Annotated in this window: 19 protein-coding genes; 18 read left to right on the plus strand and 1 reads right to left on the minus strand. The window is 61.4% G+C overall.

Features of this window, described 5'->3' with window-relative positions; all coding sequences use genetic code 11:
* Positions 1 to 247 precede the first annotated feature (247 nt).
* From tdh to ATY78_RS05070, 17 genes are all read left to right on the plus strand, one after another.
* Positions 248 to 1,285, plus strand: a complete 1,038-nt coding sequence (gene tdh, locus ATY78_RS04995; RefSeq protein ID WP_088681240.1) for an L-threonine 3-dehydrogenase — start codon at positions 248 to 250, stop codon at positions 1,283 to 1,285.
* 11 nt (positions 1,286 to 1,296) lie between these two features.
* Positions 1,297 to 1,644, plus strand: coding sequence for a GFA family protein (locus ATY78_RS05000; protein WP_088681241.1), 348 nt, complete (start codon positions 1,297 to 1,299; stop codon positions 1,642 to 1,644).
* Between the two features lie 469 nt (positions 1,645 to 2,113).
* Positions 2,114 to 4,171, plus strand: coding sequence for an RNA polymerase sigma factor RpoD (rpoD, locus tag ATY78_RS05005; RefSeq protein ID WP_088681242.1), 2,058 nt, complete (start codon positions 2,114 to 2,116; stop codon positions 4,169 to 4,171).
* A 316-nt stretch (positions 4,172 to 4,487) separates the two neighbouring features.
* The gene (locus ATY78_RS05010; RefSeq protein WP_088681243.1) at positions 4,488 to 4,781 is read left to right on the plus strand and encodes a GYD domain-containing protein; all 294 of its coding nucleotides are present in this window, start codon (positions 4,488 to 4,490) and stop codon (positions 4,779 to 4,781) included.
* A gap of 199 nt (positions 4,782 to 4,980) precedes the next feature.
* Entirely contained in the window at positions 4,981 to 6,036 is a 1,056-nt protein-coding gene (locus ATY78_RS05015; protein ID WP_088681244.1) for a DUF930 domain-containing protein, read from the plus strand.
* Positions 6,037 to 6,138: 102 nt separating this feature from the next.
* A complete protein-coding gene (locus ATY78_RS28455; RefSeq protein ID WP_190237394.1) occupies positions 6,139 to 6,300 on the plus strand; it encodes a hypothetical protein in 162 nt (53 codons plus the stop codon).
* On the plus strand, positions 6,297 to 7,085 hold the full coding sequence (locus ATY78_RS05020; RefSeq protein ID WP_088681245.1) for an APH(3')-II family aminoglycoside O-phosphotransferase: 789 nt from the start codon (positions 6,297 to 6,299) through the stop codon (positions 7,083 to 7,085). Before ATY78_RS28455 ends, ATY78_RS05020 begins: the two co-directional genes overlap by 4 nt.
* 68 nt (positions 7,086 to 7,153) lie before the next feature.
* On the plus strand, positions 7,154 to 7,960 hold the full coding sequence (locus tag ATY78_RS05025; RefSeq protein ID WP_088681246.1) for an AraC family transcriptional regulator: 807 nt from the start codon (positions 7,154 to 7,156) through the stop codon (positions 7,958 to 7,960).
* 74 nt (positions 7,961 to 8,034) lie between these two features.
* Positions 8,035 to 8,934: a DMT family transporter gene (locus ATY78_RS05030; RefSeq protein ID WP_088681247.1), complete on the plus strand. Its 900-nt coding sequence runs from the start codon at positions 8,035 to 8,037 to the stop codon at positions 8,932 to 8,934.
* A 3-nt stretch (positions 8,935 to 8,937) separates the two neighbouring features.
* Entirely contained in the window at positions 8,938 to 9,636 is a 699-nt protein-coding gene (locus ATY78_RS05035) for a phenylalanine--tRNA ligase beta subunit-related protein (RefSeq protein ID WP_088681248.1), read from the plus strand.
* A gap of 80 nt (positions 9,637 to 9,716) precedes the next feature.
* Positions 9,717 to 10,115 carry a DUF427 domain-containing protein gene (locus ATY78_RS05040; RefSeq protein WP_088681249.1) on the plus strand — a complete coding sequence of 133 codons (399 nt, stop codon included), beginning with the start codon at positions 9,717 to 9,719 and terminating at the stop codon, positions 10,113 to 10,115.
* Positions 10,116 to 10,244: 129 nt separating this feature from the next.
* Entirely contained in the window at positions 10,245 to 10,841 is a 597-nt protein-coding gene (locus ATY78_RS05045; RefSeq protein ID WP_088681250.1) for a DUF922 domain-containing protein, read from the plus strand.
* 83 nt (positions 10,842 to 10,924) lie between these two features.
* Positions 10,925 to 11,278, plus strand: a complete 354-nt coding sequence (locus ATY78_RS05050) for a DUF1428 family protein (RefSeq protein WP_088681251.1) — start codon at positions 10,925 to 10,927, stop codon at positions 11,276 to 11,278.
* Between the two features lie 141 nt (positions 11,279 to 11,419).
* Positions 11,420 to 12,172 carry a carbonic anhydrase gene (locus ATY78_RS05055; protein ID WP_088681252.1) on the plus strand — a complete coding sequence of 251 codons (753 nt, stop codon included), beginning with the start codon at positions 11,420 to 11,422 and terminating at the stop codon, positions 12,170 to 12,172.
* 88 nt (positions 12,173 to 12,260) lie between these two features.
* Positions 12,261 to 12,683 carry a secondary thiamine-phosphate synthase enzyme YjbQ gene (locus tag ATY78_RS05060; RefSeq protein ID WP_088681253.1) on the plus strand — a complete coding sequence of 141 codons (423 nt, stop codon included), beginning with the start codon at positions 12,261 to 12,263 and terminating at the stop codon, positions 12,681 to 12,683.
* Positions 12,684 to 12,820: 137 nt separating this feature from the next.
* Entirely contained in the window at positions 12,821 to 13,126 is a 306-nt protein-coding gene (locus tag ATY78_RS05065) for a hypothetical protein (protein ID WP_088681254.1), read from the plus strand.
* A gap of 363 nt (positions 13,127 to 13,489) precedes the next feature.
* Positions 13,490 to 13,840 carry a hypothetical protein gene (locus ATY78_RS05070; RefSeq protein ID WP_088681255.1) on the plus strand — a complete coding sequence of 117 codons (351 nt, stop codon included), beginning with the start codon at positions 13,490 to 13,492 and terminating at the stop codon, positions 13,838 to 13,840.
* Positions 13,841 to 14,103: 263 nt separating this feature from the next.
* On the opposite strand, the gene ATY78_RS05075 is transcribed toward ATY78_RS05070, so the two are convergent.
* Positions 14,104 to 14,844 (minus strand): SIMPL domain-containing protein, encoded by a 741-nt coding sequence (locus ATY78_RS05075; RefSeq protein ID WP_088681256.1) that lies wholly within the window; start codon positions 14,842 to 14,844, stop codon positions 14,104 to 14,106.
* A gap of 225 nt (positions 14,845 to 15,069) precedes the next feature.
* Here ATY78_RS05075 and ATY78_RS05080 point away from each other — a divergent pair, with 225 nt between their 5' ends.
* Positions 15,070 to 15,342: a hypothetical protein gene (locus ATY78_RS05080; protein WP_088681257.1), complete on the plus strand. Its 273-nt coding sequence runs from the start codon at positions 15,070 to 15,072 to the stop codon at positions 15,340 to 15,342.
* Positions 15,343 to 15,575 lie beyond the last annotated feature (233 nt).

A 15,575-nucleotide genomic window follows, 5' to 3' on the forward strand; every position in this document is an offset into this window, starting at 1 on the left:
TGCTCCCGCTTCTCCCCAGCGGGGGTCCGAAGGACGGGGCGAGACCTGCGGCTCGGCCCCGGTTCGGTGTCCGTCAGGACAGATGAGGGGGCGAGCGAAGCGAAGTTTCGAGCGATAAGCGAGAAACAAACCAAGCATTATATGGTGTGCCGTGCGGCCCCCTCATCCGCCCTACGGGCACCTTCTCCCCGCTGGGGAGAAGAGGGAGTCGCAAAGTCGGCGGCAGAACAAGGGCGGGATATTGTCGATGTCGAACATGATGAAGGCGCTGGTGAAGTCGAAGGCGGAGGTCGGGCTCTGGATGGAGAACGTGCCGGTGCCGGAGGTGGGGCCGAACGATGTGCTGATCCGGGTGAAGAAATCGGCGATCTGCGGCACCGACGTGCATATCTGGAACTGGGATCAGTGGGCGCAGAAGACCATTCCGGTGCCGATGGTCGTCGGCCATGAATTCTGCGGCGAGATCGCCGAAATCGGTTCGGCGGTCACACGTTATCATGTCGGCGAGCGGGTCTCGGGCGAGGGACATATCGTCTGCGGCAAGTGCCGCAACTGCCGGGCGGGCAGGGGGCATCTCTGCCGCAACACGCTCGGCGTCGGGGTCAACCGGCCGGGTTCCTTCGGCGAATTCGTCTGCATTCCCGAAAGCAATGTCGTGCCGATCCCGGGCGATATATCAGACGAGATCGCCGCGATCTTCGATCCCTTCGGCAATGCCGTGCACACAGCACTCTCCTTCGATCTCGTCGGCGAGGACGTGCTCGTCACCGGCGCCGGGCCGATCGGCATCATGGGGGCGCTCGTCGCCAAGCGTTCGGGCGCCCGCAAGGTCGTCATCACCGATATCAATCCGCACCGGCTGGCGCTGGCGCGAAAGCTCGGCATCGATCACGTTGTCGACGCGTCGAAGGAAAATCTCGCCGATGTGATGAAGGCGATCGGCATGACGGAGGGTTTCGATGTCGGGCTCGAAATGTCGGGCGCCGCTCCCGCCTTCCGCGACATGATCGACAAGATGAACAATGGCGGCAAGATCGCCATTCTCGGCATCGCGCCCGCCGGTTTCGAGATCGATTGGAACAAGGTGATCTTCAAGATGCTCAATCTCAAGGGCATTTACGGCCGCGAGATGTTCGAGACCTGGTACAAGATGATCGCCTTCGTCCAGGGCGGGCTTGACCTTTCGCCCGTCATCACCCATCGCATCAAGATCGACGAATTCCGCGACGGCTTCGAGGCGATGCGGTCGGGCAATTCAGGCAAGGTCGTGATGGACTGGATATGAGGGAGAACGAAATGCTTTACGAGGGAAGCTGCCATTGCGGCAACGTCGCTTTCGAGGTCGAAGGCGAATTCACCGAGGCGCTGGACTGCAACTGTTCGCTCTGCCGCAGGCGGGGAGGGCTTCTCGCCTTCGTGCCGCGCGAGAAGCTGGTGCTGAAGACACCGGAAGACGATCTTTCGACCTATACTTTCAACCGGCATGTCATCAAGCATCATTTCTGCGCCAATTGCGGCATCGCCCCCTTCGGCGAGGGCGTGGCGCCGAACGGTGCGGCGATGGCTTCGATCAACCTGCGCTGCATTCCGGCGATCGATCTCGGCGCGCTGAAGGTAACGCCTTACGACGGCCAGGCACGTTAGCCAATATTTGCCCGGAGAGAGGCGAATATACCATCGGCACAATTGCAGGAAATGGCCGGAACAACTGGGGCGGCGGGCAAAATTCCGGCCGCCCTTGTCTTTTGTTCGCCGCTTCTTAAATAAGCTTCGCAATCGCAGCCGCGGTTCAAAGCCTGTGGATAAGGCTTTTTCCGAGTTTTCGTGGGCTTTTTTTCTGGAAAAGCTTGACGAGAACAAAAAATGTGGGAATCACCGTTCGACTTGTTGAAACGGTGAACAGGGTCAAGGCGGATCGCGCAACCATGGCCGGAAATCCAAAGGCAAGAAAGCTTTGCTGTCCGGTACCGGCGATCGTGGTTAATCAGACTTTAAATGTCATCCCGTTAGGTGGGCTCAGGTGATTCAAGGGCGACGCGAGCGGCGCGTCAGGCCCTGAGACGGCCCATTCACCGTAGCGAGATTGGATAGCGTCAGGAAGGCGACGATATAAATGGCAACCAAGGTCAAAGAGAACGAAGACGCGGAAGTCGAACGCGACGGCGCAAGCGACGGCCCTCTTCTCGATCTTTCCGACGACGCGGTCAAGAAGATGATCAAGGCCGCCAAGAAGCGCGGCTACGTGACGATGGACGAGCTCAATGCGGTCCTGCCGTCCGAGGAAGTGACATCAGAGCAGATCGAAGACACGATGTCGATGCTGTCGGACATGGGCATCAACGTCATCGAGGACGAGGAAGCCGAAGAGGCAGGAGCTTCCGGCGGCGGCGATGACGACGACGCCGGCGGCGATGACGACAGCGAAGGTGGCGAACTCGCGCCTTCGAGCGGCACCGCGCTTGCGACCGCCAAGAAGAAAGAACCGACCGACCGCACCGACGATCCGGTGCGCATGTATCTGCGCGAGATGGGCTCGGTGGAGCTTCTTTCCCGCGAGGGCGAAATCGCGATCGCCAAGCGGATCGAAGCCGGCCGCGAGACGATGATCGCCGGCCTCTGCGAGAGCCCGCTGACCTTCCAGGCGCTGATCATCTGGCGTGACGAACTCAACGAAGGCACGACGCTGCTGCGCGAGATCATCGATCTCGAAACGACCTATTCCGGTCCGGAAGCCAAGGCTGCGCCGCAGTTCCAGAGCCCCGAGAAGATCGAGGCCGACCGCAAGGCTGCCGAGGAGAAGGAAAAGACCCGGCGCGCGCGCTCCGGTGACGACGACATTACCGATGTCGGCGGCGAAGGCATGCCTCCGGAAGAGGAAGAAGAGGACGAGGACGAATCCAACCTCTCTCTCGCCGCGATGGAAGCCGAGCTTCGCCCGCAGGTCATGGAAACGCTCGACATCATCGCCGAGACCTACAAGAAGCTGCGCAAGCTGCAGGACCAGCAGGTCGAGCAGCGCCTGGCGGCCACCGGCACGCTGTCTTCCGCCCAGGAGCGCCGCTACAAGGAGCTCAAGGACGAACTGATCAAGGCCGTGAAGTCGCTGTCGCTCAACCAGAACCGCATCGATGCGCTGGTCGAGCAGCTCTACGACATCAACAAGCGCCTCGTGCAGAACGAAGGCCGCCTGCTGCGTCTGGCCGAATCCTACGGCGTCAAGCGCGACTCGTTCCTGGAGCAGTATCAGGGCGCCGAGCTCGACCCGAACTGGATGAAGTCAATCGGCAATCTGGCCGCCCGCGGCTGGAAGGAATTCGCCAAGGCCGAGAACACGACGATCCGCGACATCCGCCAGGAGATCCAGAATCTCGCGACGGAAACCGGCATTTCGATCTCGGAATTCCGCCGCATCGTGCATATGGTGCAGAAGGGCGAGCGCGAAGCGCGTATCGCCAAGAAGGAAATGGTCGAAGCGAACCTTCGCCTCGTCATCTCCATCGCCAAGAAGTACACGAACCGCGGCCTGCAGTTCCTCGACCTCATTCAGGAAGGCAATATCGGCTTGATGAAGGCGGTCGACAAGTTCGAATACCGCCGCGGCTACAAGTTCTCGACCTATGCGACGTGGTGGATCCGTCAGGCGATCACCCGCTCGATCGCCGACCAGGCCCGCACGATCCGCATTCCGGTGCACATGATCGAGACGATCAACAAGATCGTCCGTACATCGCGCCAGATGCTGCACGAGATCGGCCGCGAGCCGACGCCGGAAGAACTGGCTGAAAAGCTTGCCATGCCGCTCGAAAAGGTGCGCAAGGTGCTGAAGATCGCCAAGGAGCCGATCTCGCTCGAAACTCCGGTGGGCGACGAAGAAGATTCGCATCTCGGCGATTTCATCGAGGACAAGAACGCGCTGCTGCCGATCGACGCCGCCATCCAGGCGAACCTGCGCGAGACGACGACCCGCGTTCTCGCCTCGCTGACGCCGCGCGAAGAGCGCGTGCTGCGCATGCGCTTCGGCATCGGCATGAACACCGACCATACGCTCGAAGAAGTCGGCCAGCAGTTCTCGGTCACGCGCGAACGTATCCGCCAGATCGAAGCGAAGGCGCTGCGCAAGCTCAAGCATCCGAGCCGCTCGAGAAAGCTGCGCTCGTTCCTCGACAGCTAAGGCGTCGACAGCTTTATTCTGATTGAAAAGCCGGGCCTCGTGCCCGGCTTTTGCTTTTGTGATTAGTACCAATGATCCCGGCGGTTTTCTTGTCCCTCCGTGGCGACAGGATTATAATCCGGCCACGGGGGAAGAGATCGATCGCAATGCGAGCGAGAGTCGACGCGTCCCTGCGTGGACTGATCCTCCGCTAGGTCCGGATGATTTTAGGCCGGATCGGCCTCAAATCTGAATCCGAACCTACCTCGAAAAATTGGGCATGATGTTGTCCGAAAACCGCTTACACTTTTCGGCATCATGCCCGGGGAGGTGCGAAATGACCACATACATTCTTTTGATCAATTGGACGGATCAAGGCATTCGCAACGTTCGCGACTCGGCAAAAAGGCTGGACGCGGCGAAAAAACTGCTCGCCGGCGTCGGCGGCTCAATCAATCAATTCTTTCTGACGATGGGCGGGCACGACATGGTCGCCGTCTGCGAAGCGCCCGATGACGCCGTGATGGCGCATTTTACCCTGTCACTGGCGATGGGCGGCAATGTCCGAACCCAGACGCTCAAGGCCTTCCCGGAGGCCGCCTATCGGGACCTCATCGGCTCACTCAGTTAACACATGCGGAAGTTCGGCACCCATTCCTATCAAGGTCGCGGTTTCGGCCCCGCTCGTCGGTGATCCGTTGCCCAAGCCTTGGGATAGAGATAGTGCGCGCCGTCGGCTGACTTCGGCGTGATCGCGAGGTTTTTTCCGTTAACGGCTTGATGCTGCCGGCTTTAGAGGCCACATCGCTGCTGTGACAGACGAAGTGGACTTGGCAGAGGCGAATCACGAAACGGCAAAACGGCGGCCCGAAATCCGCTGGGGCATTGGTGCGTCCGTACTTCTGCACGTTCCGCTTCTCGCGCTGCTGATTTTCGGCCTGCCGAAGATCGAGCCGAAGCCTCCGGAAGACGAGAGCGTGAAGGTGGAGCTCGTGCCGCCGCCGGAGGAGAAGAAGCCGGAGGAAAAGAAGCCGGAAGAGAAGAAACCCGAGGAAAAACCGCCGGAGCCGAAGCCGCCGGAACAGGCCAAGAAGCAAGCTCCTCCGCCGCCGCCCCCACCGCCGCCACCGCCACCGCCGGCAAAGAAGGCTTCCGAGCAAGCCAAGCCGAGGCCGACCCTTAACCCCGTCGCGCAGTTCGGGGACAAGAATAGCGGCTCCGACAAATTTCTGGCGGGAAATTCTTCCGAGGGTGAAAGAAAACCGGCAACAACTCCGCCGCAGCGCGATAGTGCAGCGGCGCAGATGCCGGCAAAGGCTGTTGCGGAAAAGCCGAAAACCGAGTCGCCTCCATCAAAACCGGTAGCGGATGACGTGAAGCTTCCCGAGGTGGCTGTGATGGACGCTTCGCCGGAGCGTGACGGGCCACCGACGCAAGCGCCTGGTGAAGCCAATACGACGATCGAGCAGGCCAAGCCGCCTGAGCAGAAGACTGCCGACGAGCCGAAAACGCTGCCCGACAACAACGATCTACCCGAGTCGAAAACGCTATTTTCACCGACGGCGGATGGCGGTTTATTTGCGCAAACTGCGATGGCTGGTCTTTCACGCAAAGAACGAGTGGCGACGCTTTGTACCACCGAGCTTCAGGGCCAGCTTGTTCACGGTTCGCCGCCTTATTTCCCGCGCGACTTGCCGAGTTTCGGCTTGCGAGCCGGTACCATTCTAGATGTGAAGGATGCAGCCTTCAGCACAGCCAAAGGCTGGTTCCAAGTTCGTTTCCGTTGCGAGGTGGATGAGGGAGCTACCAAGGTGGTGTCCTTTGCCCATCAGGTCGGCGGGCGGATTCCCCCCAGCCAATATTCGAAATATGATATCGATGACTAAAGTACGCCGCGATCGTTCTCGCTTGGCAGCCAGCCACGCGCAAGGAAGCGTCCCTATCGTTTCCTCATGGCCGTGATGGTACGGTGAAGAAGGGACAATGATATGTCGAACGAAATCGAGCAGTTTTTGGAGCGTCAGGACGAAGTCGTGAGCATGCGGTTCCTGGAAAACAAATCCGACGAGCTGACCGATATTCTGGTGGCGGCGCTTGAAGAGGCTTTCGAGGTCCTTCTCGAGGCAGCGCCCGCCGAAACGATTCATTGACATTCTCCGACAGATTGCCGCCCGGGCCGCTTGGTGCGCGCCTGTCCGGTTACCGCATGGAGCGGGATGCGCTCGGCAAGTCGGCGGCGAGCGTTTTCCGGCTGGAGGGCGAAGGCCTGCCGGCGCTTTATCTGAAGGTCGAGGCGGCGGATCCGTTCGGCGAGCTTGCCGATGAGGCCGCCCGGCTCGGCTGGCTCAAGGCCTCAGGTCTCGCATGTCCTGATGTGATTGCACGGGAAAGCGACGGCGAGCGCAACTGGCTGCTGCTGAGCGCGCTGCCGGGGAGCGACCTTGCCAGCGCCGCGGCGCTGACGCCGCTCGCCCGCGTCGAACTGCTGGCGGAGGCGCTGCTCGATCTTCATCGCCTGCCGATCGCTTCCTGTCCGTTCGATCACCGCCTGGAAAAGCGCCTGCCGGTGGCGAAGGCGCATATGGATGCAGGGATCGTCGACGAGGAGGATTTCGATGCGGCCCGGCTTGGGAAAAGCGCTGCCGAGCTTTTTGCCGCGCTCGAGAGCATGAGGCCGGATGGCGAGGATCTCGTCGTTGCGCATGGCGATGCCTGTCTGCCGAATTTCATCGCTTCCGACGGCCGGTTCTCGGGCTATATCGATTGCAGCCGTCTCGGTCTCGCCGACCGCCATCAGGATATCGCACTTGCCTGCCGCAGCATCGCCCATAATTTCGGCGAGGCGCTGGTTCAGCCTTTTCTCGATCGCTACGGCCTGCCGGCGCCGGATCGGGCGCGGCTCGATTATTACCGGCTGCTCGACGAGTTCTTCTGAACGGCTCCGGTGGTTGCGTGCCATGCGTCCGGCTGGCAAAGTGGCCGCAGCGGAGCGGCGGACCAGAAATGCCGAAAAATCAGTTCAGAATGCTGCGCTCGGCGCTTGCGGGCATCGAAGCGGTGGAGGCGGAAACACAGCACAGCTTTGCCAGGCACACGCATGAGCAATTCGGCATCGGCCTCATTTCTGCGGGCGCGCAGAAATCGCTGAGCGGGCGTGGCATGGTGGAGGCCGAGGCCGGCGAAATCATCACCGTCAATCCGAACGAGGTGCATGACGGCGCGCCGATCGGTGAGGGGCGATCCTGGCGCATCCTCTATTTCGATCCTGCCATCGTCACCGGTCTGTCGCGTGAGATCAGCGAGAGCGGTGCGGGACGATCGGAGATCCCGCATCCCGTCATCCGCAATACAGAGATTGCCGCCCGCTTCGAAACGCTGTTTCGCGCCCTGACCGAGGCCACGGCAAGTCCGGGACTGCTGCATGAGGAACTGCTTCTGCAACTCGTCGCCGACGTCATGCGCGAGCGCGCCGAAGAGGAGGAGCGGCCGGCGGTGCCGGCGTCCATCCGCGCGGCCCGGGATCTGATCGACAGCGATCCGTTGGCCGCCGTCTCGCTCGCCGATCTTGCCCGGGAAAGCGGGCTCAGCCGGTTCCAGGTGCTGCGTGGTTTTGCCAGGGCGACGGGATTGACGCCGCATGCCTATCTCGTGCAGGCCCGCATCCATATTGCGCGGCGGCTGATCGTTCAGGGTGTGCCGCTTGCCGAGGCCGCCTTTGCCAGCGGCTTTGCCGACCAGAGCCACATGACGCGGGTCTTCGTGCGCAAGTATGGCCTGTCGCCACGCTCTTACGCCAGCGCCTTTCTTTGAACGGCGCCTGCAATTTCGTTCAAGACCCCTGATCATCCCTGCTGTTTTCTCGGCGCGCCAACAGGAGGCGCTGAATGTCGAAACAGGTTCAAGGATATTTCTATCTGGCGCTCGCCATGCTCACGGTCGGAAGCACCGTCATCGCGAGCAAGCTGATTGCGGCCGGCCTGCCGCCGTTCACTGCCACCGCATTGCGCTTCGCTCTCGCTCTTCCCGTCATTTTTCTGCTGATGCGGGCGAGCGGAGTTCGGCTGCCGAAGCTCTCCCGACATGACCGTCTCATTCTTTTCGTTCAGGCCGGCGCCGGCAGCGTCGGTTATACCACGCTGCTGATCTCCGGCCTCAGCCTGACCTCGGCGGCGGATGCCGGCGTCATCATCGGTACGCTGCCGGTGGTCTCGGCGGCGATCTCCATTCTGCTGCTGCGCGAGCGGCCGCGGCGCGCGCTGCTTTTTGCCGTGGGTCTGGCGAGTGCAGGCGTATTTTCGATCGCCTTCACGCCGGAGGCTGCCGGCGGGTCGCTTGCCGGCAATGCGCTGATCTTCCTGGCGGTCGTCTGCGAGGGGCTGTTCATCCTGTTGAACAAGCGGCTGACGGCCGACATTCCGCCGCTGGTGCAATCGACGCTGATGACCGGCATCGGCTTCGTCGTCTCGCTCATTCCGGCCGTTTTCGAGGCGCCTCTCGCGCATGGGTTTTCGCCGGGCGCCATCGCCGCTGTCGTCTATTATGCGCTGGTGCCGACGGTCGGCGGCTTCCTGCTCTGGTATGCGGGCGCCGAAAGGGTAAGCGGCACCGAGGCCTCGCTGTTCACAGCGCTTGCTCCGGTCTCCGCCGTCATGCTCGCCTTCACCATTCTCGGCGAGCCGGTCGGGCTCAATCAGATCGCCGGCATCGCCTGCGTGCTTGCGGCCGTGTTCGGGCTTGCCTTTGCTAGCAGCCGCACCGAGCAGAAATTCATCGAGGGGAGATAGACCATGCAGTTCAGCCATTCGGAGGCGATATGGCAGGCCTTTCCGGAGCTTCGCGCCGGCGTGCTCCATGCCGAAGGCTTTGATACGGGGACGGACGTCGAAGAGGCGGTCGCAAGCTTCAACGCCATCGCCGAGGCGCGGCTCGCCAAAGCGCAGGAAGGCGAATTCCCGGAGATCCAGGCATGGCGGCGCGGCTTTTCCCGCATGGGGTTGAAGCCAACGCAATATCGCTGCGCTTCCGAAGCGCTGCTACGCCGCTTCCGCCAGGAGCATGCGCTGCCGCGCCTCCATCCGCTCGTCGATCTCTGCAATGCGATTTCGCTCGCCTTCGCGATTCCCATCGCCGTCTTCGACACGGAGAAGATTGCGGGCGATCTCGAGGTGCGGCGGCCAACGGGGCGTGAGACCTATCTGACCTTCGGCGGCGAGACCGAGCATCCCGAGCCGGACGAGGTGATCTTCGCGGATGGAGAGGGGAGAGCGCATGCACGGCGCTGGACGAACCGGCAGAGCGGGCTTTCGGCGGTGCGGGAGACGACGGGCTCAGCGCTGATCGTCGCCGAGGCGCTGCATGCTTCCGCCGGCGAGGATATCGAAAGGTTGGTCGCGACGGTCGCGGATGCGCTTGCGCGTCACTGGCCGGTCATGCCGAAGACGGCGATGCTGACCTCGGCTTCACCGCGTTTCGAATTCGAACGTTGAGGCAACGCGGCATTCAGGCCTTGGGCCGGCGGCATGGCCGCCCTATCTCAGGGGGACCGATATCTTCTGGAGACGAACCCATGTTGGACAAGTCGATCAAGATTCCAGGGCCGGACCATCCGATCACCGTCGAGCACAATCTCTCCCGCGTCGTCGTCACCGTCGGCGGCAGGACGATTGCCGATACCCACAATGCGCTGACGCTGCGCGAGGCCTCCTATCCGCCGGTGCAGTATATCCCGCGCGGGGATGTGGACATGTCGCTGCTTCAGCGCACCGATCACAGCACGCATTGCCCTTACAAGGGGGATGCCTCCTATTACAGCATTGCGCTCGGCGGCGAGCGCTCCAAGAACGCCGTCTGGACCTACGAGGCGCCGCATGCCGCCGTCAGCAGCATCAAGGACCATCTCGCCTTCTATCCCGACCGGGTCGATGGAATCGAGGAAATGGCTTCGCCCGAGGCGGGCACCTTCTGATCCGGCCGAAGAAAGGGGGAACCACTTTTTGCATAATCCGGTGATGTCAGCCCGTACCAATTGACAAACCGCTTCGCACTTTTCCCGGAATTGCTCTAGTTTCGCGCGAAACATCATCCGGGGGCGTGCGTGACGAGACGTTTTCTATCCTATGTGCTGGCGGCGTTTTTCGCGTCAGCGCCTGTTGCATCGGCCGAATGGCAGGCGGTCGAAGAAGTGCGGCCCTATTCGATATCAGGCAAGACCGGAGCGGAGCTCTACGAATCGATCGGGGAGCGGGGGCCGAAGGCCGGTGTCACCGGCCGGGTCATCGCGCATACGACCTTCAAGCTGACCTGGACCCGGAAATACGAAACGCAGGGCAATGCCTGCGTGATCACGACCAACCGGCCGAAGCTCATCATCACCTATACGCTGCCGAAACCGGCCGGCGATCTGCCGGCGGCCGTCAAGGGCAGCTGGGAAGCCTTCGTTTCAGGCGTTGCGGCGCATGAGCGGGTGCATGGCGACACCATCAAGGACATGGTTCGGGAAATCGAGGCGATGAGCATCGGCCTCACCGTCGCCGACGACCCCGATTGCAAGAAGATCCGGGTCGAACTGACCCGGCGCCTCGGCGAGATTTCCGCGAAGCAGCGTCAGCGCGGCCGCGACTTCGACAAGGTGGAAATGGGTGACGGCGGCAATATCCAGCAGCTCATCCTCAAGCTGGTGAATGGGCACTGATCGGGCGGGAAACCGACTTTGTCTGGACCTGTCCGCCCGGCCTCCTATCTCTCCGCTCACGAGGACAGCGGAGGAGAAATGCAATGTCCTATGTCGATGGTTTCATCGTCGCGGTGCCGAAGGAGAATGTCGAGGCCTATAAGGAGTTCTCGACGTTCGCGGGCTCGATCTGGAAGGAATATGGCGCACTCGAATATGTCGAATGCATCGGCGACGACGTGCCCTATGGCGAGCTGACATCCTTCCCGCGCGCCGTGCAGGCCACGGAGGACGAGGTGGTGGTGTTTTCCTGGATCACCTACCGGTCCCGGCAGGAGCGTGACGATATCAATGCCAAGGTGATGAACGATCCCCGGCTCAAGGGCGACCAATGGCAGATGCCGTTCGATGGCAAGCGCATGATCTATGGCGGCTTCGATACGCTGCTCAAGCTCTGATCGACGTGTCTTTTTAGACACGCGAAGGGCGCTGCAGGGCTTTCGTCGCACCAGTGCGTTCAGTCCGTTTCCGCCTGTGATATAGTCCCGCCGTAGGTTTGGTCAGGCCGCAGCGGCCGCCAGCCGATGAGGGAAACGGATATGCAGCGACGTGATTTCATCAAGGGAATGATTGTGCTCGGCGCCTGCCCGGCCTGCGCCAAGGCAGGCTTTGCGGCGGAGAGTGCGCATTGGAGCTATGAGGGCCAGTCCGGCCCCGACCACTGGGGCGCGATGGCGCCGGAGAATGCCGCCTGTTCGGCCGGTTCGCAGCAATCGCCGCTCGACCTGGCCGGCGCTGTCAAGGCGGAGCTTCCGCCGCTGGCGATCGACTGGAAGCCGGGCGGCAAGATGATCAATAACGGCCACACGATCCAGATCAATATGCCTGGAGGCAGTGGGCTTTCGCGCGACGGCAGCCGCTACGAGCTGCTGCAATATCATTTTCATGCCCCGAGCGAGCATCATGTCGACGGCAGGAGCTTCCCGATGGAGGCGCATTTCGTCCACAAGCACAAGGAGACGGGCGCGCTTGGGGTGCTCGGCGTGTTCGTGACGCCGGGGGCGGCCAATGCAGGTTTTTCGCGGCTGGCGGCCGCCTTTCCGAAAACGGCAGGCGGCGAAGCCGCCGTGGAGGATGTCGACCCGAACGGCTTCCTGCCGAAGGAGCGCGCCTACTGGTCTTATGAGGGGTCGCTGACGACGCCGCCCTGCAGCGAGATCGTCGACTGGATGGTGCTGAAGCAGCCGATCGAGGTCGACGAGAAGGACATTAAGGCTTTCACGGCGCTCTATCCGAGGAATGCCCGGCCGGTGCTCGCCGCCAACCGACGCTTCATCCTGTCCTCCTTTTAGGGCAAGCTGGCTTGCCTGGGCAAGTCTTGACTTGTCGCTCACGGCGCGCCACCTCGCTGGCGGTATGCTTGCGAGATGGGAGAGCGCCTTGCCCCAGACGATCCTTACCCTGTCCACGCGTGGGCAGGGCCTTTACGAATTCACCGGTCAGGCGGCGGCCTTCGTCAGTTCCTCGGGGCAGGCGGAGGGGCTTCTGACCGTCTTCGTGCGCCATACCTCCTGTTCGCTCCTGATCCAGGAGAATGCCGATCCCGATGTGAAAACCGACCTTCTCTCCTTCTTCGGCCGCCTCGTGCCGCCGGCCTCCGATGCTTCGATGGGCTGGGTCATCCATAGGGACGAAGGGCCGGACGACATGCCGGCGCATATCAAATCGGCGCTGACGCAGGTTTCGATCGGCATTCCGGTTTCAAGCGGGCGCCTGACGCTCGGCACTTGGCAGGGCATCTACCTTTTCGAACATCGCGACCGGCCGCACCGGCGCGAAATCGTGCTGCATCTCAGCCCTTGATACTCGCCTTTTCGGCATCATCCTCTTGTGAATGCAAACTGAATGGGCGGTTCGAACACCGTTCAGTTTACCGCGGTTACTGTCGAGACAATCCCTGAAGGGAGAGCTTAGGTCTTATCAATCGACGGAGACACCTCATGACGCATTTCCTCACCAAGGCTTGCTTTGCCGCAGTGCTCGCCCTCTGCGCCATTCCGGCAACGGCTTCCACGGCGGCGGCCGCAGGGCCGCAGACGAACTTCATCGTCGAGGCGCAATACCATCGCCCGATCCGCGGGTGCTCTCCGATGCATGCGGTGCGCAAGGCGCGCGACTTCGGTCTGCACAGAGCTCATATCACCCGCATGTCGCCGCGCGTCGTCGTCGTTGCCGGGCGTGACCGTCGCGGCTGGGACCGGATGGTCTTCGCCAATGTCCGCGGCTGCCCGCTGATCCGGCGCTAACTAGAGCAATTCCAGGAAAAGTGCGAAGCGGTTTTCTCAGGCAAAGCGCGAAGCGCTTTTGCCGGGAATTGCGTAAATCCAAAAGGCTAGAGCGGTTCTGCGCTTCCGTGAAAAGCTGAACCGCTCTAGCACGACACGAAGGCTGAAAGTGTTGCAGTGTTCTGTGCGTCTTAAAAGACACTCGGCGCTGTAAGGGTTGCGGCCGGAGGCTCGATACGCCGCTTCCGGCCGTTTTGCCTTGACGGCGCCACTTTCCGCCGTCTCTTGTCAGATTCGTATAGGTGATTCCCAGACGACGCTTCGGCGTGATGGGATCGTGGGGAGGGCGGCTTGACCGCACCGACTTCAAAGGAGAGGTTTTTGATGATGCATTTTCTGGCAAAGGCGGGTCTTGCCGCTATGCTGACCGTCGGCACTCTTGCCGGCACGGTGGCCCCGGCCGCCGCCCAGCTCAATATCATTATCGGCGAGCCGGATCGCGGTCCCCCGCCGCCGGATTACCGTCGTGTCCCGCCGCCGCAGGGCTACGGCCGCCGCCCGATGCGCGCCTGCGATCCGCGCCTTGCCGAAGACATGGCCCGTGACTACGGCTTCCGCCGCGCGCGCGTCGTCGACATCACCCCGCGCCGCGTCATCGTGCAGGGCTGGACACGTCGCGGCCCCGACGAGATGAGCTTCGCCAACGTCCGCGGCTGCCCTCCGCTGCGCCGCTGATCGTTAAAGGATTGCCGCCTTGTCTTGTCGGGGCGGGGTTCCTTCGGAAAGTCTTTTATCCTGCGCCGCGCGTCTTCCCAGACGCGCGGCGCTTAGTTTGATGACAAGCCTTGCCAAGTCTCTGGCGTCATCCTCGGCCTTGTGCCGAGGATCTGCTGCCCTATCGACCGAAAGCAGATGCTCGGGACAAGCCCGAGCATGACGAACGGTGGCTCTGCAGTCCGGACGCCGCGACTCTTTCCAGACGCGCGGCGCTTTCATATTTATTGCTCGATCGCAAAGGTCACCGTGACGCTGACGGTGTAGTTGTTCTCGCCGCCCTGGACGGGAACGGCGGCGTCGGAGGCTTCCTTCATCATCGTGGCGCGATAGACCGGCTGCGGCAGCGGGCGAGGTTCGTTCTCGTTGATCTCGATGATGCGGCCGAGCTTGACGCCGGCGGCTTCGCTCAGCGTCTTCGCCTTCTTGACCGCATTGGCGACGGCATTCTTGCGCGCCTCCTCCAGCGCGGTTTCCGGCTTGTCGTTGGTGAACTGGATATCGCCGCCCTGGTTGATGCCGAGGCTGACGGACTGGTCGATCACCGCGCCGAGCCTGGAAAGATCACGCAGCCGGACGGTGACGGAATTGATGGTCTGGTAGCCGATCAACTGCGGCTGCTGCGGCTGGCCGTCCACCGGCTGCGGATAGTTGTATTGCGGCTGGATGGAGAAGCCCGAGGTCTGCAGGTCGCGCTCGGCGATGCCGCCATCCTTCAGCGCCTTCAGCACGTCGTTCATCGCCTTGTTGTTCTCGTCGAGCGCTTCGCGGGCGGTCTTGGCCTGCTTGACGACGGCAAGGTTGACGACGGCCATATCGGGAGCGAGCGCCGATTCGCCGTCGCCCGTCACCGAGATCATGGGCTCGCGCGGCTTTGCCTCCTGCGCGAATGCGGGGGCCGCGCTGCCAAGCGGCAGGGCCAGAAGGGCAGTCATTACAAGAGTCTTGGTAAGAGTCGGCGCCATGTTTTCATTCCCTAGTTGTCGTTTCCCGGATGAACTTTCTGTCGGTTGATTGTGAAGCTATTGCGGCGGAAAGAGATGGGCGAGGCTGCAGAGAGAAAAATGTGGGTGCGGTCGCCGTCTAGACGAATGCTTTGGTAACAATTGTGCTGAGATGTTCGTCATGTGGCTGGTGGCCTTGTATCAGCTGACGTAAGCTTTGGGAGCTAGTCAACGGAGCGGCAGCGGGTGAAAAAGCTACCACGTGAAGTATATTTCTTTGTCGTTTTATGGGTGTTGTTTGCGCCGATCCTTGCGCTCTATTTCGCTTTGCAAATAGTTTATGTGAATATGGCGCATATAGATCCCGCAACGGTCGCAAATTTGGCGTTCTTATGGCCAGTTGTTGCGATCGCAGCTTTGAGTATATTGCTTCTATTGGAGTTGACGGCCTACTCTAAATTTAAAATGGGATTTTTTTCTGCGTGGATCGAGCTATTTTTTATTTCCATCGGAAAGTAGAGGTTGGGCAAGGTAACGACCAATTCTAATCGCAAGAGGCTTATCGCTCTAACGCTCGCCACATAAACCGCTGGTCCGGCGGTACCGCTTCCCAAATCCCGCAAACCTGTTAGCAAAGACGGCGGGTTAAGAAACAGGGCTTCCGGACACGACGGCATCATCACCCGCTGCAACGACATGCGGCAGCCGCAGGCTTCGCTCATCTCTACGATATCAAGGTGGCGACCAAGGCC

The organism is Rhizobium sp. R635, from assembly GCF_002211285.1.
GTDB lineage: Bacteria > Pseudomonadota > Alphaproteobacteria > Rhizobiales > Rhizobiaceae > Rhizobium.